Genomic DNA, 23,979 nt, shown 5'->3' with positions numbered 1-23,979 from the left:
TAAAATTTAAAGCACAGCCTACTGGATTTTTCTCCGTAAGTTGTGCCTTGTTTTTAGTTGTATATTACTTGTTCATTAACAATTTCTGTTGCTCGATTACGAATGTTGTTCATCTTTTGCACCCACAATATTGGGCTATCCGATTTCAATTTTTCTGTAACATTTTCTTTTTCGGCAAGGTCTTTTACCAACCGAGAAAAAAGATTTTGAGCCTGTTTATCAATGTCGACAAGATATAAATTGAGCTTACCACTTGTCAGCAAATTGTAGTAATGCACTTTATGGGTTTGCTTCAAATATCGTTTGTGCCTCATTGCCCATACACCGATATTCGTTTCTTTTTCTTCCGCTGGTAACGAAAGATTAGGCAATAAATAGTCGCCGACCTGCGTATAAGTACCGCCGTTATTTTCAAAAATTGTTTTCATATTAAAACCTCCTTGATTTCAGTAAGTTCATTATACGAAAAACAAAGTAAAATTGCGAATGTGCGGATTATTATTTGAATATGATGTTCGACTATCGCTAAAACTGTATTTCGCCAAATCCTATATGAACATTCGCACCAAACAACAAAGGGTATCAATACAAAACAGTATTGATACCCTTTGTTCTTATATTCAGCAAATGAACATCTTGGCTTTAATTATGTATAGTTTTGCAATTAATAGCAAAACAGTCAGTCAAAGCAAAAACTTTAACTGACTGTTTGTGTTAAAACTACTTAAAAAGATAGAATACAAAATATGATAAAATAAATACAGCTAATGCAATTATTTTTTTATTTCTATCATTTCTAAACATTGCTATTTGTTCGTTCCCATTTAAGGAATTTACCTTTTTAAGTTTGCATATTCTTTTTACTGATTGTAGTATAGAGCCAACACCTAAATAAATTCCCAAAACATAAGCTAAATTTTTAAAAAAAATAATTCGCAAATTGCAATAGTAAGTTGCGATTAATTAAAAACTATAGTTTGATTATTTATTTCTAAAGAATAATTCTTTGTGTAACTATTTATAGTACCATAAATTAAATATGATTTATATACCTTAGAAGACTGCTTAGAATTAATAACTCCAATAGGAATAAATTTAATATCTGAGTCCGAAGTATCTTTTATAGTTTGAATATCTTCACCGAAATAATATGTGCCACATAAATAATAGTCAGAGGAGTTAGTAATATGAGTTATGCTTAAGTTAACATATCTATCATCATATTGGCTTTCTGTTGAATAATCAAATACAGTAGTAATTTTATATGAATTATTGTCTGTCCCCAAATATGTGTTGGTATAATTGTTCTTGCTTTTTTCTAAAATAACCATACAAGATTTTTCATCATAAACAACATCAGCTATTCTTTCACTTGATGGATATAAATAGTTAATAACCTGTTGAGGAGATTGAAAATCTATAAATAGGTTTTCAATCGGCAAGAATTCCAATACTGTGCAAAAGCATAATGCTGAAACAATGATTAGGAAATACATTCTTTTCTTTTTGGGCTTGCAAATCCTTGCTATGAAAATGAAAACTATTATAGTGATTATTATTCTAATTATACTATACATATAATATACCTTTCTGATATTTTTATATTGCAGGAACAGTTTGAGTTGAGTATGATGAATCGTAACCGTATAAAATCGCTGCAATTAATAAAGCATTAACACTAAAAATAGTAATATGTTACTGCATCGGTTGAAGAATTTGCCTTGTAGCTTACTGCATACAGCTGACCGTTTGCGTCATAACAATAGTCAAATACTTTTTCTCCCCTTGTTTCGTGCATAAGGTGACCGTTGAGGTATTCATATGTGTATTCAACTCCATTTACGGTTTTACTTGTTATTACGCCGTTGCTGTCATACTTATAGCTGATACTGTCATTGCCGCTTTGTAGGGTTGTAAGCTTTCTGCCGTTGAGCCAAGTCATTTCCATACCGTCACGATATGAAAGCGGATTGCCTATTTCATCATAGGTTATTGTTTCTCCGTTGTAGCGTGTAAGCTTGTCGCCCCAGTTAAAAATATTATGTATCCTTTCAAAAAACACTTCACATTAATTTAAAGGAAATATTCTTAAATCTTTAAGACAATTTTTTGTTTTAGCGAAAACAATTAATTTTTCTATGCTCTAATTTCACATTTATTGCAATAAGCTTTTTGTAATATATTTTCTGTTGTATTAAAATTAGATCTAATAAAAATTAACATCACCAAATTACCAAAACAAAACATTAATATAGGAAGTAATATGGTTGAAGGATTATACAATAAAAAAATAATAAAAAACAATATACACAAGCAACTATATATTATCTGAAAAAACAATGTTACTGGTGATGGTTTTAGTTTTGCATAAACGATAGTTCCTTCATTATTACTTTTAAAACAGCCCACAACTTTTGTTCTTATCGGTTCTCTTGGACCAGATAGATTAAGTGTAATATCAAAACTATCATCTGATATTCTGCCAATAAAGTCGCATTTGTACTTACTTGCTTTGCTATAAGGAAAAGTCAGTTGTTTCAATTTTTCTTTGGAATTATCTAAAGAAAGATTTGTATTAATTGTTATACTCTTATCATAAATCATAGCATTATACTCCTTAATAATATGACGGAGAACTACAAAAACCCGGACCTTTTCCTATTGGTCTTCCACAAGCACGACAATACTTCTGAGAGTTTTTATTATGTATCTTATTATTGTTTGTATTATTTTTATTCATATTCTTTTTTATATTCTTGTTAGTCGTTTTGGGAGTATTCGAGGTACTTGTATATATTGTATTAGTTGTCGGTGTATATGTATGGAAATCAGCACCTAAGCCGCCACCTGGATTTATAACAATACCCGCAAAACCATATTCACTAAAAACTAAATCAACACCTAAAAAACCGCCAAAACCAGCAGAACCACCAAAATAGAAATAGCGTCTCTCAGATAATTCATCAACACTATTTGCATCCCAATAAAAGCCAATCGGCATTGATGCACTCAAATCAGCAACACCAAAATATGGATTTTCTTTTAAATTGGTTCCGGCGTATGAAAATTGCAAAGCAGTATCTCCATTTCCGTCGAAAGCTGCACAAATAGATGCATTCACTCCCCAAAAAAGTGTACAATCTCCAGAAAAGCCAACTGTAGTAACAAAACAACCACCTGTGTCAATATAGATTCCCGGGTTATTCTGACAATACGCATTCATATTAGTATCAAGAATGTTATCGCCTGACTGGAAATAGCCGTCTGCATTCACAAATCTGTGGGTAACAGGGTCGTAGTAGCGGCTCATAAGGTAGTATAAGCCTGATTCAGAGTCATAGTAATAACTGCGATAGCGGAATGGATTGAGGTTAGCAATATGGTTAGGGTCTGTAATTTCTTGATTGCTCGCATTTGATACTGTGAGCACATTACCCCAGACATCGTATTCATACTTAGCTACAACATTACCGCCAGCATCATATATTGAAGTAATATCACCTCTCCAATTATGCGCATAATAATAGGTTACTGCGTCAGTTGAAAAATTTGCCTTGTAGCTTACCGCTATTATTAGTGCATTCAACTCAATTTATGTTTTTACAATTTAGCCAAGTCGTTGTCACACTGTTATTAAGTATGACAACGACTGATTTTTAAATTATGCTTTAGTCATCTGAATTACTTAAATCGGCATATGTAATAAACCACCAATGTTGCAATATAATTATCATAATATGGCTGATTGCACACATCAATATCAGAAAATCATACTCGGTATCGGATATATACAATTCAAGAAAAACAAAGCTATTATAAGATTTAAATAAGACAATATTTTAAAATACTTACTCGTGCTCACTTTATCAGTATATATTTTAAATTTCTTGTATGACGATATATAAAATCCAACACTAATCTTATTAGATTTATTATCAGTATCCATTATTTTGTGATTCGGATATTTATTATATTTTTCATCACAGTTATGTTTACACGAAACGCATAAAAAAATATCTGACAACAGCATAAAAAGATGTACCGCTAATATATAATTCAAAATATTAAAATCAGCAATGATTACTTTTAAATGCAAGAATTTTACTGTCATTCCATAATAAAAATATAATACTACGATAACTGTAATATTTATCCATATATTAACATCAGTAACTTTTATTCTTTTTAATTTATATATCCTTAGTAAGTAATAAATGGCAGATATAATAAATACCGCAAATTTACATATGTAATATTTATTACTATAGATATACGCCGGCAATTCAACTTTCTCTGAAATCCATATCAAAAACGGAAACAGCATTGCAACTGTCATATAAATGAAAGTCAATATGTAAGGCTTTTTGTTTAGCATAATATAAAACTCACTTAATTTAAATATCAATTAATGATTTATGAAGGAAAAGGAGTTGATAAGGAATACTCATATCTATTTTATTAATAAATATATTTACAAGTGCTCCTAATATTACACTACAAAAATATATGATTACAAAATATTGTACTATTCTACTATAATCATATTTATTTTTGAGAGTATTATTTTTTATAACTACTTTTTTATATGCTAATTTTTGGTTAAAATAACATGAAATATTTATAAGAAATTTTGCGCCAAACATAGACTCAAATACCATACATATATTATTATTTACACCTATGTGTCCAATAAAGCCCAAACATGGTAATAAATATATTATATAAAACAAACAAAAATATAACACAGGTAATATTGTATAGATGATGGTTTTATTACTAATATAATGGCAAGATAAGTATAAAGAATATATTGATATAACAATCGATAAAAATGTAAAAACACTTCGCACCAATATAGTATCATTATTTTTAAAATACAATGAGTAAATTATCATTAATAAAACACCAAGCATAAATACAAATATATCTTTATATAACAAATGAAATTTTTTATTTATCATATTAATTACCACCATATATATTGAAACTCGTTTGCAATATAATCAATATTTATTCCAGCACTAAATGATGCTCCAATTATTATATATCCACCTGAGGAAAAACCTATAACATGCGATTCACCTGAATTTATAATTGTTTCATCAGATAAACAATCCATAAATTCACTTTCACCATATGAACCTAAATCCCATCCCATAACTGTAAGACCAAGTTGACTTGATGCTTTTTCACCAAAATAAATATTATTATAATCTATATGTATAGATAATGGAGAAAATTGTGCTAAAGCTTCTATTCCCACCAAATCCAGTGTATTAAATTCTGCACCCAAACCATAACCAACATCAGCATCTACTTCCAAACTGTTAATTATTGTTAAAAATGATTGCTGAATTTTTTCCCCTACATTGTAGTATTTAAATTGCCCATTATCATCCACATAATCATAATTTGTTCCGTGATATTTGTTATAATTACGCAGACCTTTTTCTGTTTGTAAATATTTTCTTCTGTCCAAATTACACATTGGACAAGTAGGGTTGCCACAGATTACATCTGATGGATGATTACCAGTTGGATCAGAATTCATAATCGGGTTATTCTGACAATACGCATTCATATTTGTATCAAGAATGTTATCGCCTGACTGGAAATAGCCGTCTGCGTTTAGGAATCTGTGTACTACAGGGTCGTAGTAGCGGCTCATAAGATAATATAAGCCTGATTCAGAATCGTAGTAATAGCTGCGATAGCGGAACGGATTGAGGTTTGCAATATGAGCAGGGTCAGTGATTTCAGAATTGTTTGCATCTGTTACTGTAAGCACATTGCCCCAATCATCATATTCATACTTTGCTACCATATTACCGTCGCCGTCATAGATTGAAGTAATGTCACCTCTCCAATTATGCGCATAGTAATAGGTTACTGCGTCGGTTGAAGAATTTGCCTTGTAGCTTACTGCATAAAGCTGACCGTTTGCATCGTAACAATAGTCGAATACTTTTTCTCCCCTTGTTTCGTGCATAAGCTGACTGTTGAGGTATTCGTATGTGTATTCAACTCCGTTTACGGTTTTGCTTGTTCTTACGCCGTTGCTGTCATACTTATAGCTGATACTGTCGTTGCCGCTTTGTAGGGTTGTGAGCTTTCTGCCGTTGAGCCAACTCATTGTCATACCGTCACGATATGAAAGCGGATTGCCTATTTCATCATAGGTTATAGTTTCTCCGTTGTAGCTTGTAAGTTTGTCACCCCAGTTAGCGTCATCATATCCGTATGTATTTACTCTTGAATCATATAGTTGTCCATGAGCACCAATCCTGCTGACAGTTTCTGTAAGAATATTTCCGGCTTCATCATAATCGTATCGGTATTGTTTTTGATTAATATAATCACAGGAAGTTATAAGTTGATTAAATTCGTCATATTCATACAAATATAATCTTTGCCAGTCATTGTTTACCTTTTTATAAATGTCGGTAATATTGCCATTGGTGTCATACTCATATTTATAAGTATCTTTAGCAATGGTTTCTTCCTTAATTTTTGTTGTGGTAAAATTTTCTCCACGATTACTGTCATAGTAAGTGTAACTCATATCAAGCGGAGTTTTTAATGCAACAGATGATTTTGTCTGTCTGTTTAGTCCGTCATATGTATATGTTACCTTACTTGAAACATCAGAAGAATATTCGGTAAGCAAATTGTCTTTGCCGTAAGTAAAGCTGTGCACAATTGAACTGTCGCCGTTTTTGCTTGCGAGTTTTGTTATATTGTTATTTAAATCGTAATCATACTCATAAGCCGAAACAAACTTATTTTCTGCATCGGATTTTGAAATATCGGTTTTAACCTGTCGCACAAGTCGGCCTGTTGTATCATAATCATAGTCATACTGTCGATTATTTACAAAGTCTTTATGGCGCATAACCGAACCTGTTTTATCGCTTAAAAAGCTGAATGCAAGTTTGCCGTTATAGAAAAGTTCCTTAACATTGCCGTATTTATCGTAATTGTAATTTACGTTCTGACCGTTTCCGTAGGTTACTTTTTGAAGTATGTTGTTATTTGTGCCGTAATCAAAAGCAGTAAGCACCTGTGAACCTACTTTGTTTTCGGTTGTATTGTAGAACTTGTCATAGTCGATGATGTAATCGGTATTTGAATGGTTGATTTTTGTTAGAAGTTTTCCCGATTCATCATAGGTATAGTTATTTTGCGCCGTGATGTCAGTGTATGAATCTGTCTGCGACACGCTGATAAGCTGTCCCCTATTTTCATCATAGGTATAGTTAATCTGTGCACCTGTGTCGTTATCCTTTACACTGTCAAGATAACCTGTGGTTGAATTGTAATTATATGTATCACAGTTGCCGTCCTGATCATACAGTTTATCCAAAAATCTTCCATTTTCAGTATAGTCCAGATTTGATTTTAGTACAAGTGTTTTTTCGGAATTATTTGCTTCAAGTGCTGTTGCCTGTCCTTTGGAATTGTAGGTGTAGTTGTATTCAACTCCGTTCTGACTTGTTGCCTTAGTCATATTATGATTATCGTCATAGTCATAAGTGTAGCCATAGCCTTTTGCATCAACTGATTTTGTAAGATTTGAATCGGAATACTCCATTTTGGATTTTTGTTCTGCATTAGAAGTTACAGTTACAAGTTCACCGTCATCGTTATATGTATAACTCGGAACAGAATCTTTAATAAGCTGTGCGTTGTCAAAGTAAGCCGTGTTGTACTGTTTGGTAAATCTAAGGAAAACCGTAACTTTAACAGGTACTTTATTTGCATCTGTTTCATCACTTAGATTAAATGCAAACGAAGTGTATTGCCATACACCAACGGACTTGTTGAAAGACTGCGGCTTCTTTCCTTTTGCACTTCCGTCGCTGTACTTTACCTCAACATACAAATCGAATCGGGAAGTATCGTTATCCGTTACTGCTACAGAATCACCTCTTGACCATGCACTGAAAATATAGGTATCGTCTTCACTGCCGCTTACAGGCACATCCTGATAAATTTGTTTGTTCTTTGTAACATCACCACGGATTTTAAACGATTTTCTGCCGTCGCATTTTGTATAGGTGGTAGTTGTATCATTTGAGGAATTTAAAGTTAAATTATGATTACCCCAAAATGTTGGCATCAAGTTACTTCCTGTAGTTTCAAAGTTTGAATTTTGAAGAAGATTGTATTTATTGGGAACATCGCCCTCTTCAAGCTGTACACCGTCAAAATACGCTGTTCCTGTAGTACCTCTTACGGCAAGATATACGCAAGAATTTGTTGTGTTTTCAGGAACGGTAAAAGTAGTATAAATTCTCTGCCAACCGTTATTTATATTTTTATCTGTTGTGCCTGTTATGTGCTCTGAATTATATTGATTAAATGTACCGTCCGCAAATTCGGTTTTAACTCCGATTAACGCACCGACATCCGTGCCTTTTAAAATATTTGAAGTTTTTACATATGCCGATAATGTATATGTTTTGCCCGGTACAAGCACATTATTGCCTGTTGTTTGCCTTACGCCGCATCTTGAATCTTCACCTGCGGTATTTACTTTAACTTTCAGCGATTTTTGTCCAAAACATTTTTCTTCGGAAACATAGCTTGTTGAATAATCAATACCGCTGCCTTGGTTTATATTGCTCCAATATGTACTGCTTTCCAAGCTGTGGTTTTTAAGTAAATTTTGAACATTGGTTGTTGTCGCATAATTAGTTGTAACTCTGTTAAGATTTTTCAGGTTATTTTTAGATGTATCGGCTTGTCCATCAGTATACGAATAAACCGCTGCGCCCATTTTTTCGCCGCTTTGCAAACGGTTTTCAACAGATATTGTTCTGCCGAAATTATCAAATTGATATACAGATACGCAGTCGTCACTGTTGCCATAGACACCGTCAAGACCTGAAGTACGGATATTTGTTAAATTAAATTCATTACGGCTGAATGTAATCTTTTGACCTTGTGTTCCGTCAGAAGCATATTCTGTAACAGACGAAACTTTTTTGCCTGAATTAAGCGAAGTATATCCAAAACAAACTTTATAACCGTCGGTATCTGTTACACTTGTCATGGAACCGTCACTGTCGTATTCAAATTTTATTGTTCCGCCGTCAGGATTGGTAATCATAATAAGTCTGTCGTTGTTGTCATATCTGAAAATTCTTGCTTTTCCCGCTGAGTTTGTAACCTTTGTTATACAATGCTCGCTGTTTCTGTTAAATGTAAGTTTATCTCCACAAGCATCTTCTATTGTACTTATTCCTTTTGCAGAATCTAAATTGATTTTTACAGCATTTGAATTTGAATCGACAGTTTTCACAAGAACACCATCGCTATTGAATATCAGCTTATTATTCTTATCATCTTTTATTGTGTAACTCTCTGATGCGCTTGATGAGTTTATTGTAAGCTCTAATTTTAATCCGTCTTCATCTTTGTATGTAGTATTACCGTCTATTGTTTCCTTTATAAAATAATGGTCCGTACCATCTTCATCAGTATATACATACGGATAATTATCTATTAAGTAATCTGATGTGCTAAACTTTGATGACGGATAAAGTGTCTGCTGATAATTCAGTTTCCAACCTTTTCCGGCATACGGAAATGAGCTTGTAAAATGTGAATTACTTGTATATCCGTTAAATATATGCTGTAAAGAAACAGAGCCACTGCCGACAGTAGAATTATCAGATGTAATAAAAGTCAAGTTTCCCGAATAGTCATTAATATACGCAGTACCTGCCGTACCGACAGAGAACGAAGAATAAGACCAATAGTTTTCAAGACCTTTATTGTTTCTGTAAGTAATAGCGATTACCGGGCGTGGTATTGAGGAAGACGGATAAGAACCCGAATAGAATGAAGCACATTGTTCTTCATCACTTTCGTTTGTTGATTTTAATACAACACCGTAGTTTTTGCTACCGTTATACCATTTTTTTACAATATTTGTAATATCCCAATCATGCCATGTTCCGTTATCGGAAGTTAATTTTTCATAATCAAGAGCTGTTCCGCTAAAATCGGCACTATTATTCCAAGTAATTGTTTTTTGTGACCAATCGCTTGTAACAGGATATGCGCCTATATACATATCATCATAAAAAGAATTCTGATAAAGATGCATATTCAGTTGCGCCGAAACAACAATATCTCCCTTATTGAGCTTAGGCAATTCATTTAACTTTATATAAGTTCTGTACATACCGGAGCCATATGTTCCGACATATACAGTTCCTGTATATCCCGTATCACTGCCATAGCCGTAAGAAGTATTTGGATTTGAATTATCTACATATGCACATGATGTTTTATTCCATTTTTGACTTGTGGTGAAAGTAGGGTCAAGAGTTACAGGAAATACTCTTTCATCGTCCTCAAGCCAACTTTTATCATAAGATAAAGTAACCGTCAATTTATTGTTTTTCTGATTTGTAATTTTCACCGAAACATCAGAACTGCCGTTTCCCGCAGAATCCGTCATATACGGAGCTTCAATTATGTATACTTCTTTACCGTTTTTATCTGTAAGCGATATTTCCCTTTCATTTTTTTGAACTGCATTCAAATTGTTTATTTTATATTGAATTACAAATTCATTATTTACATTTTTACTTTTAATAATAAAATTTTCTTTAACACCCAATGAGTTGACAAGACATTGCAAGTCTATGTTGTCATAAATATTTTCATAGAGCATTTCAGACATAAGATTTTCTTGTGCAAGGAAAGCATCATTACCGGTAAGTTCTTCTGTGTTATCAACTAATTTACCTTTACTGTAATTAGTGCCTTTATAACCCCAACTTACCATGTAATCGTCAAACTCAACTTTAATCATATTGTTTAGTTTGGCTTTATTTGATAAATTGACATTAATATTACTGTTTTGATTTTTATAGTATTTTTCATTACTTGCTGTTCCTGATTCATATTCGGTAGCGTTTTCGTTTAATTCAGACAATGAATTATTATATTCCACCCATTCGTCATTATTGTCTTTATAATGCACCGGGTACTCATACTGCGCCGCCATCGTAGAGCCGTCACTCATTCTAAAATACTTTGTGTACTCATCTCGTTCAGAAACCAATTCACCGACAATAGTGTTTTCTGTATCATTTTCTTCTGCAGACGAGAATTTTGATAAATTTGCCGCAACCGCCTGCACAGGAAAAGTGAATGCTATTGTTGCCGTTAATGTTACCGATACGGCAGATAATAATTTTTTAAATACACCCATTATAAATCCCTCCGAAATATTATAATAACTTATAGATTTTTAACTAAATCATAATAACCACCTTCTAAAATTTATATAAAATTAACATAATCTTATTATATCATTTATTTGTCATTTATCAATAAAATTTTAATAAAATAGTGAACAAATATCACTATGTTTAATTGTAAGATGTTACAATTTACTGTTTATATTTGTTATTACGATTATTGATTATAAAAAAAGATATTGATTTTTTGTATCAATACCTTTGCTTTTATAAAAGTAATATATAATTTTAATTTTTTAATCCCACATACAATACTTAACAACCTTAGCAGGCACACCGGCTGCTACTGCGCAGGATGGTACATCGTTTGTTACTACAGCGCCTGCGGCTATGATTGCACCGTCGTCGATTGCTACGCCGTCAAGAATTATTGCGGTCGTACTTGCCGTTGCTGTATTTGCAGCTGCAACAGCCGCCTTGTTTTCTTAAATTTTTAGCGGCAGTTTTATTTGACTGCCGCTTTTCTTTTGATAAAATACATCTGAATTATTATTTTAAAAGCACTGCCGATTGACTGCCCATCTGATTGTAACGGGTTTGCGCAACGGATTTTTCATGACGAACCAATCCGTTGCTTTTGTACGGGTCAAGCAGATAATATCCGCTGTCGTCCTCACCGACAAGTACCATACAGTGCTCGCCTGCAGTCCAAACAAAAACTTCTCCGTTTTCCAAATACCAACTGTCCCCCTTATTAGGCTCTCTCATATTTATTGTAACCCATATAAGAACAGGTATGTTATTTGAAACATATTTTTGCATTAAATAATCAAGGCTTTCTCCGCTTGTATTTTCGCAATGGTAATCAGTGCTTTTTACCGCTTTATTTACGGCATTAACGATTACAGGTGCGTAACAGCCGTAACTGTCATAATCGTTCGGATTTCCTATAAAGTATTCGTAAGGAGATGCGTTGTGCATCTTGCCTTTATCGTCATAAACAATTTCTTTTTTAGCAAGATAATTATTTGCAAAATCAGTCAGTTCAATATCAAAACCGTTATATTGCAGTACCATTACTGCACAAGCAGATTCGTAGCCTGTCGGAAGTACATTTTCCTGGGTGACATACGGCACATTATTGATTATACATTCCGTGTCATCGTCAGCTAAAAATACATAATAATGCGTTTTGGTTTCACTTATCAATATAATCGAAAGAATAAGTACAAAAGCCGTTATAATTATAAAAACAACTTTAGCGGTAAATCTTTTATTTTTCAATAACATAAAATCACATCCAAAATAAGCCGTTTCCTTTGTTATTAAAATAATAGCAAAAGAATACGGCTTATTTTCTTCATAGATGTATTTAATTTGTATATTTTACTCCGCTATTTCTTCTGATTCATCTCGGTAATTTCCAAATTTAAAAACAATGCTGATTTCGGAACAATTTGTATTAAAGCTTACCAAACATTCGGCATCAATATCATTGTCAAACGAATAATCTAAAAACAGTTCGTTAAAGTCAACATTATCGTAAAAACCAGCATTTATATTTTTTGCGTCAAAATACTTTCCGAGCCCTTTAGCAAAACTGTCGCTGATATTGTCGTTTTTATTAAACAACGCTTTTGAATTTACAGAGCTTATATTTAAATTAAATATCATATGCGACTCATCGTCCATAACAAAACTGATCATCCAATCATCGCTTTCCAAATTAACATCCCAAAATATAGCGTAATATGACGGGTCATCATAATATGAAAGAATATTCGGATTGCAGTTTTTGTATATAATGTCATTTTTATTTACATTGAAAGTCAAACCTACATCTTCACTGATTTTATTTAATTCTTCAAAGAATTCCTGCACAACGGTATCACCGTCCAAAAGTGCGCTTTCTCTGCTGATTGATGTTGTGGTAACTTTGTAAGTATCATTAGTAGAATCGATATAAAGTTTAAGTTTTTGAGAAACGGTAAGCGTCTTTTTTGAAATATTTAAGGGTGAAATCTTATTTACTTCTTCATATTTTAAGGCGTTATCCGTCTGAATTTGCGATACGGTAAACTGAGATACAAGACAAGCAAAAATAATAAGACAGGCAAAACAAATTACAATAATATATCTTCGTTTCATTCGTTTTCCCCCTTTATCAAAAATTCCACTCTTGTACCTTCGTTGAGTTTACTTTTAATTGTCAGTTTTCCGCCGTGCATTTCTACTATTTTTGAGCATAAGGCAAGTCCCATTCCGGCACCGCCCTGTTTTCTTGCTCTTGATTTATCAACCATATAAAATTCTTCTGCCACCCTCGGCAAATCTTCTTCACTAATACCTACACCATAATCTTTTACGGCAAACATATATCCGTTACATACGGAATTTCCTGTCAATTCAACGGAACTGCCACTTTGGCTCGCCTTTCTTGCGTTGTCTATAAGGTTAATGAGTACGGTTTTAATTAAATCAAAATCAATATTTATTATGCACTCGTCTACATTAATATAAAGAGTTATACCGCTGTCGTCAAGCAAAAGTTTTACGGAATCTTCTACGCTTTCGGCAAGATATGTTGCGCTGACGGGCTTTAAATCGAGCTTATCAAGTTTTAAAACCATTATTTCCATAAGTTTTTTAGAGAGAGCCTCAAGTCGCTTGCCCTCCTTAAAAATATAATCCGCATAAATAAATTGCTCGTCCGTGCTGAGTTTTTTGGAACGCAGCATATCGGAGTAACCGATAATTGAAGTCAAAGGAGTTTTCAGTTCGTGTGCAAAATTTCCCGTAAAATCTTCCTGCCGCTTTACTGCGTCTTTTAATTCTTTTATATTGTCCTCAATCTTGTCTGCCATAAAATTGAAGTTTTCCGACAACTTACTTACCTCGTCATTGCCCTTGATTTCAACTCGCTTAGAAAAATCACCTTGAGCAAATTCCATTTCCGTTGACGAAAGTTTCTTGATTGGGTCGGTAATCAATTTTGAAAAAATAAAAATCATACCTCCGATTACCAATGTCATACTCGGCAACAGTATTTGCAAAACCGAGTAAAGCCTGTCTTTTTGTTCAAATACATTTGTAATTTTAGCATAATTTTCTAAAAAAAGTTTCTTGCCGTCAATGGTTGTTTTTACAATCGTAACGGAATAATAATTATCACTGTCGCAATACACAGTAGTCAATTGTGATTCATTTTCAAGGCTCATAACTCTGTCTTCGTCAAGCATTACAACATTATCACTGCAGCCAATCAGCTCATAATTTTCATCACGCAAAGCAAATTGCAAATCGCCGTACGAAGTTGAAACCTTAATGTTTGAAGTTACTTTCTTTAAATCGGAAAGCGAGATATCTCCGTTGTGCGGTTGATTATATACTGCAGCAGCAAGCGCACTTCTCAACGATAAATTTTCGGTTTTTGATTTTTCAAATTCATTGTTAAGGTTGCTGTGAAATTCCGAGTCAATAATTATATGACCGCAAACAGAGAATGAAAGCACAGTTACGGTTACAACGCTTAAAAATATTTTTAAAAATACTGACATCAGTCGCCCTCCAATCGGTAACCGATTTTATAAACCGCAACTATTTTCTTTTCCCAGCCGAGTTTTTTTCGCAGGCGCTGAATATGTAAATCTATGGTTCGGCTGTCGCCTATATATGTTTCGTCCCATACACGCTCAAATATTTTTTCTCTGAACAACGCTATGTTTTTGTTTTGAACAAGCATTAAAAGCAAATCAAATTCTTTTACCGTAAGAGGAATTGCAGTTCCGTTCTTTTTTACGATATGAGAATTAATATCTATTACAACATCGCCCTCTGTGATTATTGATGAATTTTTATTGTATCTTCTAAGTACGGTTTCAACTCTTGCGAGCAATTCTATGATTTCAAAGGGTTTGGTTAAATAATCATCGGCACCGAGTTTCAATCCCATAACTTTGTCATAAGTTTCTGATTTTGCGGAAATAAAAATTACGGGTATTTCAAGCGGTTTTATGTATTCCATAAGTTCATAACCGTTTATTTTTGGCAGCATTATATCAAGCAAAATCAAGTCAAAGCATTCGTTTTCAATTAAATCTGCCGCCTCCATACCGTCAAATGCGCAAATGCAGCTGTAACCTGCATCTGTAAGATTTATTCGTATGAGGTCTGAAATACTTTTCTCGTCCTCTACAATTAAAATTCTTATCAAAAAATCCCCTCCGTTCTGTTTGCTTTTATTATACATCAGCATTGTATCTTAATTGTATATAAAAATCAACAGCAGTCATCAAAAAAGATAACTGCCGTAATTATTACTGATATTTATTTTCGTTCTTTTCAGGAGTTGGAGAAATTATTGTTTAGCAAATTGATTTGCCAATCAATTATAAAAGTTTGGTCACCTTTTAAAGGTCGTGGGTGTGGGCAAAGCCCACAAATACTTTCCGTTTATGCAATCTAACGATAGTCAAACAGCTTGCTGTTTGTGCCTTATAAATTGTATATTGAAAGATTTTATGGGCGCTGCCCAAACCCGCAATTTTTGAAAAAATTGAGTAAACTTTTTTGTGTTTGGGAGGATAATTTAGCGTTAGCTGAATTTCAATGCCCGACCGACACTCCGCTAAGCCATAATTTAATATTTTTTAAAATTTATTTCTTACCTACAAGCAAGGTTGAACCGCAAAGTTGTAAATATTTTGCCTCTTTTTTTGTCATAAACATACCGTTTGCAGTATCAATCAATTCTACTTTTTCATATCCCATATCAAGCAGTTTTTGCTTGAATTTTTCCATATCACCGTATCTTGCCTTTGACATTAAGTCGTGAATTGCAAATGTGCCGCCTTTCTTAAGCACTCGCAATGTTTCAAGCAACAATTCCTGTTTATCTGCGCCGGTAATATTGTGATAAACATAATTACTTGTAACCGCATCAAAAGTTTCATCGGAAAAATCAAGTTTGCAGGCATCGCCTTTTACAAATTTCACATTGCTTACACCCTCTGCTTTTGCGTTTTTACAGCACAACATATTGCTAAAATTAGAATACTCCTTTCCCCATCGGTCAAGACCGACAATTTCGGCTTTAAGATTTCTTTTTGCGCACGCAATTGTCAACGCACCGCTGCCGCAGCCGACATCAAGGCATTTACCGCCGTTTGGTATATCTATGTAATTCGCGGTTCCCTCAATAATCTGCTTTGAAAGTTGGCGGGTTCCGTCATACGAAAATGCTTTGTAAGCCATAACACTCCATTTTAAGAACATACCTATGCCAATCAAGGCAATCAGCAGCGCAGCGAATATTATCCACCTTAACACTCCGCTAAGTCCTAACCCGATTACACCGAAAATTACAAATAAAACCGCAAAAACAATTGTGCCTGCAATAAGTCCGTTTACCATATATTTCGGTACCCAATTTTTATAATCAGCTTTCATCTGTATTTTGTCCTTTCCATACAGTTAGCTTTAACTAACTTTTTTTTATTTTTATTATAACATATAATTTATAAAACGCAATACCGAAAGTACAAGCCTATGATTATAAATACAATAATTAAATAGACAATAAGCTTTATATTTTATAAATATACCATAAATTTAAACGGTATAATATATTTTATATGTAAATATTGCAATAATATAAATTAAATGCTATAATATCAAAAGTAATCATAAAGGAGGAGAATATGAAAAAATCATTCAAATGTATATCATTAATGCTTTCTTCATTGCTCATTCTCGGCTGCGGTTCTACTGCGTTTTCTGCCGCCACTGTTGAAGATAACGAATCCGTTAAAGCTATTTACGAAAAGATTGAGGAAGGCAGAACCGTTTTATACGATGAAAACAACAACGAAATTCCTGTTGAAAAACTTAATAACGATACTGAAAATATAAGCAAAAAACTTCCGCAAAAATATGACTTGCGAGATTACGGCAGAGTATCTAAGGTTAAAAATCAGGGTTCCGAGGGATATTGCTGGGCATTTGCATCTGTAGCATCAATGGAATCGAGTATTCTCTCGCAAAATGACCTAAAAAGCAAGCTCGGAGAAAATCCGCAAGACACTATTGACTTATCAGAGGCAGGACAAACCTGGTACATACATTCAGGCATAGTTGACAAGTCATCTCCATTTTACGGCGATTACATAAACGATTCGTCAAAAGGCAGTAACGGAGGCACTTCCGATACTCTTGCCATCTCGCTCAACTCGGGGTTTGGTACATATCTGCAAAGTCTTTGCCCTTACAATGAAGTGAAGAAAGGCTTTTCAGAAACCCTTAGATATTATTCAGACTACAGACTCAAGGACTACAGTGAAATAAGCAATAACAAAGATACTTTAAAATCAAAGATTGTGTCAAACGGTGCCGTTACCGTTCACTATCCAAGCATTACCGACTGCTATTCTTACGATTACGCTAACTATTACAGCGATAATACCTGCATCGGAATCGGAGATTCGCATTTAATAGTCGTTGTCGGCTGGGACGATAATTACAGCAAAGATAATTTTACCGGTAAAGTCAAGCCTTCAAATGACGGTGCATGGCTTTGCAAAAACAGTTGGGGCGAGCATTACGGCAATGATGGTTACATTTGGATTTCTTACGATACAACCAATCTTGCTTTTTCTCAATATATAATGCAAGACAACAATGCTTATGACAACGAATATCAGAACTGCTTTGTCACTCAAGGGTACGGTTACAATTATGAAGGTGCAGCAAATGTATTTACCGCCCAATCCAACGAACAGTTAAAACAAATCAGTTTCAAAACCTTGGGTGCTTATGATTATACCGCCTCTGTTTATGCACTTAATGCTGATTTTGATAACCCAAAAGACGGCAGACTTCTCACTGCTTTCAGCGGGAAAATTGAGAATAACGGCGTACATTACATAGATGTAAAAGATGAAGTTTACCTTACATCGGGTGAAAAATTTTCGGTTGTAATTGAGTCAAACAACGATTCAAGCTATATGTCTTTTTCTAGTTCTTTACTTACAAATCAGAATTGCAAAGAAAATAATTCCTATATATTTAGCCATAACCAATGGAGTGATGCATATAATCAGCCTGATATTTCAAGGGCATATGCCTCTATAAAAGCTTTTACTTCCGATTTAGATAACAGTGAAGTTACAGAAAATCTAAAAAAGGCCGTTTCAGATGCCGAAAACATAGATAAAAGCAAAATCTCCTCCGAGAAATACGCAAATCTTCTGAATTATCAGATTGAAGCGTCAAAATCCCTTTTAAGCAATTCATCTTGCTCTGTTCAAGATATGAACAATTCTGTTATCCTTTTAAAATACTATGAAGAAAAAGCCGTTGACGCTCCTTATGAAATAAGCAGTATTGACGATTACTTTACGCTTATTGAAATTTGCAATAATTACGGCTATATTCCGGAAAAAATAAATCTAAATGCCGACCTTGATTTCGCCGATTATGATAAAGAAGTACCACCGCTCTGCAACAGCGACGGTTATTTCAGTTCTGTATTTTACGGAAATAACCATACAATCAAAAACATTAAAATCGGTTCAACACAAAATGAATTGAACAATATCAGCGGATTCTTCGGTTCTTTGCAAGGTGCAAAAATATATGATTTAACAATAGAAAACGCAAATGTCGCACCTGCAAATGTTAGCGGTGTGCTCAGTGCTTACGCTAAATATGCCGCTATTTTAAACTGCACTGTAAAAAACAGCACTGTAAATTACAACTACTTTTCCGATACTCAATCATCGGGAGCAATATGCGGTGAAGCGTGGTACTCAAGCGTTTCATACTGCAATGTTGAGGGCAATACAATATACGGCAAATACGCAAGTGAATTTGCTTTTTCCGTACAATCAATTTACGGTTACTGCACTCAAAAAAGCAACAAGGTTTATGCAACAAAATCATTGTCTGTATTTGATGAGGCAAACTCAAAGATGAGTAACCTCTCCTTTATTCCTACTCCGGCAAACAGTGATATTTTGATTGAAATGCGGGACAATTATGTACGAGTTTCGTCATTACTGCATAGCGTAACAAGCTGCAGTTCAGATACGGTCAGCGTAGAAAAATCAGGTGATTATTATTACATTGATAAAAGCACTCTCAACGATGACGATTTTGTACTTGTGAACATCGATTATAAAGACAGTAACAATGATTATAATTATACGGTTGACCTAAGTGACAAGTCATTGATTCTTATTTCAATTAATTATACAGTGTCAGAAACTCTTGAAATCCCTTCCACCTATCTTGGACGACAGGTGAAAAATTTATCCTCATCTATATTTGTAACAACAGATACAAGCAATGTTAAAACCCTTATTTTACCCGATAGCCTTACAACTCTCGATAATACAAATATTAAACCGATTTACACTCTTGAAAATCTTGTGATCGGAAACGGAATTACAGAAATCCCCGACAGTTTTGCAAACTATATGAATAATCTTGAAAATGTAAAGCTCGGTAACAATGTAACCAAAATCGGCAAAGATGCATTCTGTGGATGCGCAAGACTGACAGAGATAAAAGTTCCCGACAGTGTAAAATACATAGAGGATTATGCATTCATCGGTTGTTCTTTTAATAAAGTATCAATCGGTAAAAATGTTGAATACATAGGTGATGAAGCGTTTGGATATTTCGATTATATTTTATCAAACAAAGGAAATTCAAATATATTGAACCCATATTATGTAATCAACGGTTATTCCTCTACCGCAGCCGAAAAATACGCAAAAGAAAACGGAATTAAGTTTATAGACCTTAATAATCAACCCGCTGATACAGAACAAACTTATACATATATAAACGACCTTGTTGCAGGGGACATCAATCTTGACAATAAGATTGATGTAAACGATGTTACTCTTTTGCAAAACTATTCAGCCGGCAATGTTGAATTTAACGATTTTCAGTACAAAAATTCAGCTGTTACCCACTACATCACATCAATTACAATTAATAATGTAACCGAAATTCAGCGTTACCTTTCAGGATATATTGATACTCTTGAAATTTACAGCGTAGGTTAATTAAAAAATATATGCACCTGTAAGCCGCATAATTTACAGGTGCATTTTTTTACAATTAAGTAATACAATAAATTTCCGTAAAACACAAAACAGACCGCTGGCAAACGGTCTGTTCTGTATTGTGTGTTTTATGAAAATGAAGCCCGTTCGTAACAGGCACATTTCAACAGTGTTACAGTAACTATATATAGTTACTACTCTAATATTATACCTAAAATCGCCATAAAATCAAGTGTTATTTGCTGTATTTGTAGGAATCGTAAGCCAAAAAGGCAAATTGCACATAATTTGCGAGTAAAGTTTGTTTATTAATTTTCGAGGTTTTTTTAAAGTTTGACCAAAACAAACAAATATTCTTTGATTTATGTCAGAGTTTTTAGATTTTTTAAAAGCTGTACTTACAAAAGCAAAATAAAAAGCACCGTATAAAAACGGTGCTTAAAATACTGATTATAGATTAGTCAGCTGTGTATGGGAGCAAAGCAAGGTGTCTTGCACGCTTAATTGCAACTGTAATTTCACGCTGATGTCTTGCACAAGTACCTGTTACACGGCGAGGAAGGATCTTACCTCTCTCTGACATATAACGACGAAGACGAGCGATGTCCTTATAATCAATGTGTTCAACCTTATCAACGCAGAAACCGCAAACCTTCTTGCGAGCTTTTCTACCACGGTTAATTGGTCTGTCAGCCATTGTGAGAACTCCTTTCAATGAATTATATTATAATTCAGTTAAATTTAAAATGGTAAATCATCATCAAGCGGCATATCCTGAAAATCTGAATTTGAACCGCTCTGATATGACTCAGCAGGAGCCTGTGCCTGCTGGTATGGAGCCGAGCCGTAAGACTGGTTAGAGCCATAAGACTGTGCGCCATATGATTGATTGTTGCCGTAAGACTGATTATTGTATCCGTTAGCATTACTGTCACGGCGTTCGCCTGTGAAGTTAACATTGTCTGCAACAATCTCTACTACATAACGGTTAGAACCGTCTTTTGCCTGGAACGAACGACTCTGGAGCTGTCCGTCAATAGCAATCATAGAACCCTTGCTGAAATATCTGCAAACAAATTCAGCAGTCTGACGCCAGCAAACAATATTGAAAAAATCCGCCTTGCGTTCTTCACCGCTCTTTACATATGAACGGTCAACCGCAATACTGAAAGATGTTACGCTGACACCGTTAGGGGTTGTCTTAAGTTCCGGATCGGCAGTTAATCTGCCCATTAAAACCACTCTGTTAAGCATTTTTAAGTTCCTTTCGTGTTCGAGGAATAACCCCTACAAAGGTTCATTCGTAAATTATTCTTCTTCTTTTTTGATGATGATTGAACGCATTACACCGTCTGTAATCTTGTAGATACGGTCGAGCTCTGCAGGGAACTCTGCTGTGCTTTCAAAATCAAAGAGAACATAGTAGCCTTCGCTCTCCTTGTTGATAAGGTAAGCAAGCTTTCTCTTGCCCCATTCGTCAACATTCTTTAAAGTGGCATTGTTTTCGATGAGAGCCTTGAATTTCTCTACTACCTTCTGAACGTTCTCTTCGCCGTTCTTAAGAGAAACTACCATTACTGTCTCGTAATTAGCTGTTACTGCCATTATATTGCACCTCCTTCTGGACATTATGGCGGCTTTCGCCGCAAGGATGTTATACTCTTTATATTGCATAACAAAATTATTATACCATTATTTTTGCTTTTGTCAATATTTGAAATCAAAAAATTCGGAAAAAATCCGCAATTTTTCTTTGACTATTGACATTTTACCTCCTTATGGTAACATATTATTAAAGTACAGGAGGCAAGTATGACAAAAGTTAAAATTTGCGGACTTAAAAATCAGACCGATATAAAATGTATTAATACACTCTCCCCCGATTTTGCAGGGTTTGTTATGTTTTTTGAGAAAAGCCATAGAAATATCTCGCCCGAAAAGGCGCAAAAGCTGCTCTCTGCTCTCGACCCAAATATAAAGAGCGTTGCCGTTACCGTATCACCAACCGAAGAACAGCTTGAGCAGATACACACCCTCGGCTTTGACTATGTGCAAATTCATGGCAAAATCAGCGAAAAGCTTTTGAGCGAGTGCAAAACCCCCGTTATTCGGGCAATTAATGTGAGCGGAATTGAAAGCATTGGCGATATTGAAAATCTTGACAATGTAAAAGGAATTTTATTTGATTCGGCAGTACCCGGCAGCGGCAAGAGTTTTGACTGGTCTATGCTTGAAAAACTCCCTAAAACCGACAAAATGCTCTTTCTTGCAGGCGGACTTACAGCCGATAATGTAGCCAAAGCCGTTGCTCAGCTGCGCCCCTTTGCGGTAGATGTCAGCTCAGGCGTTGAGCTTGCCGACAAATCGGGTAAAGATTATCAACTTGTACAAGCGTTTATCAAAAATGCGAAATCAGCAATCATTCATTAAAGTATAAATATAACCGCAAGTTTTTGTCTGTTTTTACTAAATACAACAATATATTTTCATTTAATATCATTATTGATAAATTTTAAAAATATTGATATAATTGAAACAGTAAATTTATAAGAAAGGAAACTGATTGTAATTAATTGCAATCTGATGCATATGAAGATAACAAACAAAATAACAAGTTTACTGTTGGCGGGCGCAATAACACTTTTCGGTACTGCAACTGCTTTTTCCGCAGAATCGGAACCGCTTTTGGGCGACGTCAATTCAGACTCAACAATTTCTGTTTCGGATGCCACTTTACTGCAAAAGTATATCGCAAACTTAGTAGATTTATCCGATGAACAATTAAAAGCCGCTGACTTTGACCAAGACGGCACGGTAAATATTTCTGATGTTACCGCCATTCAACAATATCTTGTATCAGTACAGACACCAACCAAGCCTATCAATCCCGATGATGCATTATACAACAATGATTATGCATCGGAAGTTCTTACTATATTAAATCAAGAACGAACCAAAGCGGGTTTGGAACCGTTAAAGGGCAATGATACACTAAACGAAGTGGCAAAGCAAAGAGCGAAAGAGATTACCGAAAAGTTTTCCCATACTAGACCTGACGGCTCCGACTGTTTTACAGCCATCAACGGATTTGACCTTAATTATAAAATGCTCGGAGAAAACATAGCTTACGGTTATCAAAATCCGACCGATGTTATGGACGGTTGGATGAATTCACCCGGACACCGTGAAAATATTTTAAAAGAGGACTATGATTCTGTCGGCATAGCCTGCTATAATTACAACGGTGTTCTGTATTGGGTACAGTTCTTTATGAAAGAAAACAGTATAAGCAATAAGGAAGAATATATTGATAAGTATTCAACCGAAGTACTTTCTCTTGTAAATCAGGTAAGAGTTGACGCAGGCTTAGAGGCACTGAACACCGACGACAATTTGTACGAAGTTTCAAAACTCCGAGCAAAAGAGCTTACAACCTCTTTTTCTATCTCCAGACCTGACGGTTCGTCTATCTCTACCGCTTTAGACGAATATAATGTTCAGTCAAGATACTGCGTAGAATTTATTGCGTACGGTTACGAAACACCGAAAGATATAGTAAGCGCATGGACAAATTCGGAATCAAACCGCAATTTGATTTTGGATAAAAATTTCAAAGCCGCAAGCGTCGGCTGCTATAACAACAGCGGTACTTTGTATTGGGAACTTATTTTTATCGCATAAATTATATG

18 protein-coding genes and 1 pseudogene are annotated in these 23,979 nt (G+C 34.5%); 3 read left to right on the top strand and 16 right to left on the bottom strand.

Annotated features, from left to right (window positions below; genetic code table 11):
- Nucleotides 1-53: 53 nt before the first annotated feature.
- The 13 genes and pseudogenes from I2E21_RS08485 to I2E21_RS08430 form a co-directional block, all read right to left on the bottom strand.
- Complete coding sequence (locus I2E21_RS08485) at nt 54-428, bottom strand: TnpV protein (RefSeq protein WP_195411056.1); 375 nt, start codon at nt 426-428, stop codon at nt 54-56.
- A 531-nt stretch (nt 429-959) separates the two neighbouring features.
- Nucleotides 960-1,442 carry a hypothetical protein gene (locus I2E21_RS08480; RefSeq protein ID WP_195411055.1) on the bottom strand — a complete coding sequence of 161 codons (483 nt, stop codon included), beginning with the start codon at nt 1,440-1,442 and terminating at the stop codon, nt 960-962.
- Nucleotides 1,443-1,678: 236 nt separating this feature from the next.
- The gene (locus I2E21_RS08475) at nt 1,679-2,062 is read right to left on the bottom strand and encodes a hypothetical protein (protein ID WP_117704938.1); all 384 of its coding nucleotides are present in this window, start codon (nt 2,060-2,062) and stop codon (nt 1,679-1,681) included.
- 74 nt (nt 2,063-2,136) lie between these two features.
- Nucleotides 2,137-2,604: a hypothetical protein gene (locus I2E21_RS08470; RefSeq protein WP_022234295.1), complete on the bottom strand. Its 468-nt coding sequence runs from the start codon at nt 2,602-2,604 to the stop codon at nt 2,137-2,139.
- Between the two features lie 13 nt (nt 2,605-2,617).
- Nucleotides 2,618-3,586 carry an RHS repeat-associated core domain-containing protein gene (locus tag I2E21_RS08465; RefSeq protein ID WP_195411054.1) on the bottom strand — a complete coding sequence of 323 codons (969 nt, stop codon included), beginning with the start codon at nt 3,584-3,586 and terminating at the stop codon, nt 2,618-2,620.
- Between the two features lie 808 nt (nt 3,587-4,394).
- Nucleotides 4,395-4,961 carry a hypothetical protein gene (locus tag I2E21_RS08460; RefSeq protein ID WP_195411053.1) on the bottom strand — a complete coding sequence of 189 codons (567 nt, stop codon included), beginning with the start codon at nt 4,959-4,961 and terminating at the stop codon, nt 4,395-4,397.
- 5 nt (nt 4,962-4,966) lie between these two features.
- Nucleotides 4,967-11,230: a DNRLRE domain-containing protein gene (locus tag I2E21_RS08455; RefSeq protein ID WP_195411052.1), complete on the bottom strand. Its 6,264-nt coding sequence runs from the start codon at nt 11,228-11,230 to the stop codon at nt 4,967-4,969.
- A gap of 285 nt (nt 11,231-11,515) precedes the next feature.
- Nucleotides 11,516-11,653 (bottom strand): annotated as a pseudogene (locus I2E21_RS12565) (2,3,4,5-tetrahydropyridine-2,6-dicarboxylate N-acetyltransferase); the annotation flags it as partial.
- A gap of 115 nt (nt 11,654-11,768) precedes the next feature.
- Entirely contained in the window at nt 11,769-12,509 is a 741-nt protein-coding gene (locus I2E21_RS08450; RefSeq protein ID WP_195411051.1) for a C39 family peptidase, read from the bottom strand.
- A 96-nt stretch (nt 12,510-12,605) separates the two neighbouring features.
- Nucleotides 12,606-13,367, bottom strand: coding sequence for a hypothetical protein (locus I2E21_RS08445; RefSeq protein ID WP_195411050.1), 762 nt, complete (start codon nt 13,365-13,367; stop codon nt 12,606-12,608).
- Nucleotides 13,364-14,776, bottom strand: coding sequence for a HAMP domain-containing sensor histidine kinase (locus I2E21_RS08440; RefSeq protein WP_195411049.1), 1,413 nt, complete (start codon nt 14,774-14,776; stop codon nt 13,364-13,366). The genes I2E21_RS08445 and I2E21_RS08440 overlap by 4 nt, the downstream gene beginning before the upstream one ends.
- Complete coding sequence (locus I2E21_RS08435; protein ID WP_195411048.1) at nt 14,776-15,432, bottom strand: response regulator transcription factor; 657 nt, start codon at nt 15,430-15,432, stop codon at nt 14,776-14,778. Before I2E21_RS08435 ends, I2E21_RS08440 begins: the two co-directional genes overlap by 1 nt.
- Nucleotides 15,433-15,875: 443 nt before the next feature.
- The gene (locus I2E21_RS08430; RefSeq protein ID WP_195411047.1) at nt 15,876-16,667 is read right to left on the bottom strand and encodes a class I SAM-dependent methyltransferase; all 792 of its coding nucleotides are present in this window, start codon (nt 16,665-16,667) and stop codon (nt 15,876-15,878) included.
- Between the two features lie 251 nt (nt 16,668-16,918).
- On the opposite strand from I2E21_RS08430, the gene I2E21_RS08425 reads away from it, so the two are divergent.
- Nucleotides 16,919-20,290: a C1 family peptidase gene (locus I2E21_RS08425; protein ID WP_195411046.1), complete on the top strand. Its 3,372-nt coding sequence runs from the start codon at nt 16,919-16,921 to the stop codon at nt 20,288-20,290.
- A 457-nt stretch (nt 20,291-20,747) separates the two neighbouring features.
- Here the strand turns inward: I2E21_RS08425 and rpsR are convergent, their stop codons facing one another.
- The 3 genes from rpsR to rpsF are packed head-to-tail and all read right to left on the bottom strand — an operon-like array spanning nt 20,748 to nt 21,895.
- A complete protein-coding gene (rpsR, locus tag I2E21_RS08420; protein WP_117704872.1) occupies nt 20,748-20,987 on the bottom strand; it encodes a 30S ribosomal protein S18 in 240 nt (79 codons plus the stop codon).
- Nucleotides 20,988-21,031: 44 nt separating this feature from the next.
- Entirely contained in the window at nt 21,032-21,544 is a 513-nt protein-coding gene (ssb, locus tag I2E21_RS08415) for a single-stranded DNA-binding protein (protein WP_195411045.1), read from the bottom strand.
- A gap of 54 nt (nt 21,545-21,598) precedes the next feature.
- The gene (gene rpsF, locus I2E21_RS08410) at nt 21,599-21,895 is read right to left on the bottom strand and encodes a 30S ribosomal protein S6 (protein ID WP_022234224.1); all 297 of its coding nucleotides are present in this window, start codon (nt 21,893-21,895) and stop codon (nt 21,599-21,601) included.
- Nucleotides 21,896-22,102: 207 nt separating this feature from the next.
- Here rpsF and I2E21_RS08405 point away from each other — a divergent pair, with 207 nt between their 5' ends.
- Complete coding sequence (locus I2E21_RS08405; RefSeq protein WP_195411044.1) at nt 22,103-22,720, top strand: phosphoribosylanthranilate isomerase; 618 nt, start codon at nt 22,103-22,105, stop codon at nt 22,718-22,720.
- A gap of 159 nt (nt 22,721-22,879) precedes the next feature.
- Complete coding sequence (locus tag I2E21_RS08400) at nt 22,880-23,971, top strand: CAP domain-containing protein (protein ID WP_195411043.1); 1,092 nt, start codon at nt 22,880-22,882, stop codon at nt 23,969-23,971.
- The last annotated feature ends 8 nt before the right edge of the window (nt 23,972-23,979 follow it).

Source organism: Ruminococcus sp. BSD2780120874_150323_B10, from assembly GCF_015553695.1.
In the GTDB taxonomy this organism is placed as follows: Bacteria; Bacillota; Clostridia; order Oscillospirales; family Acutalibacteraceae; genus Ruminococcoides; species Ruminococcoides intestinale_A.
Note: the sequence above shows the minus strand (reverse complement) of the source record. Positions and strands in the feature narration are given on the sequence as shown.

What these genes read in the sequence shown, in the direction of transcription:
- I2E21_RS08485 (WP_195411056.1), bottom strand. Translation starts at nt 428, where the DNA reads ATGAAAACAATTTTTGAAAATAACGGCGGTACTTATACGCAGGTCGGC.
- I2E21_RS08470 (WP_022234295.1), bottom strand. Translation starts at nt 2,604, where the DNA reads ATGATTTATGATAAGAGTATAACAATTAATACAAATCTTTCTTTAGAT.
- I2E21_RS08460 (WP_195411053.1), bottom strand. Translation starts at nt 4,961, where the DNA reads ATGATAAATAAAAAATTTCATTTGTTATATAAAGATATATTTGTATTT.
- I2E21_RS08455 (WP_195411052.1), bottom strand. Translation starts at nt 11,230, where the DNA reads ATGGGTGTATTTAAAAAATTATTATCTGCCGTATCGGTAACATTAACG.
- I2E21_RS08450 (WP_195411051.1), bottom strand. Translation starts at nt 12,509, where the DNA reads ATGTTATTGAAAAATAAAAGATTTACCGCTAAAGTTGTTTTTATAATT.
- I2E21_RS08445 (WP_195411050.1), bottom strand. Translation starts at nt 13,367, where the DNA reads ATGAAACGAAGATATATTATTGTAATTTGTTTTGCCTGTCTTATTATT.
- I2E21_RS08440 (WP_195411049.1), bottom strand. Translation starts at nt 14,776, where the DNA reads ATGTCAGTATTTTTAAAAATATTTTTAAGCGTTGTAACCGTAACTGTG.
- I2E21_RS08430 (WP_195411047.1), bottom strand. Translation starts at nt 16,667, where the DNA reads ATGAAAGCTGATTATAAAAATTGGGTACCGAAATATATGGTAAACGGA.
- I2E21_RS08425 (WP_195411046.1), top strand. Translation starts at nt 16,919, where the DNA reads ATGAAAAAATCATTCAAATGTATATCATTAATGCTTTCTTCATTGCTC.
- rpsR (WP_117704872.1), bottom strand. Translation starts at nt 20,987, where the DNA reads ATGGCTGACAGACCAATTAACCGTGGTAGAAAAGCTCGCAAGAAGGTT.
- ssb (WP_195411045.1), bottom strand. Translation starts at nt 21,544, where the DNA reads ATGCTTAACAGAGTGGTTTTAATGGGCAGATTAACTGCCGATCCGGAA.
- rpsF (WP_022234224.1), bottom strand. Translation starts at nt 21,895, where the DNA reads ATGGCAGTAACAGCTAATTACGAGACAGTAATGGTAGTTTCTCTTAAG.
- I2E21_RS08405 (WP_195411044.1), top strand. Translation starts at nt 22,103, where the DNA reads ATGACAAAAGTTAAAATTTGCGGACTTAAAAATCAGACCGATATAAAA.
- I2E21_RS08400 (WP_195411043.1), top strand. Translation starts at nt 22,880, where the DNA reads ATGAAGATAACAAACAAAATAACAAGTTTACTGTTGGCGGGCGCAATA.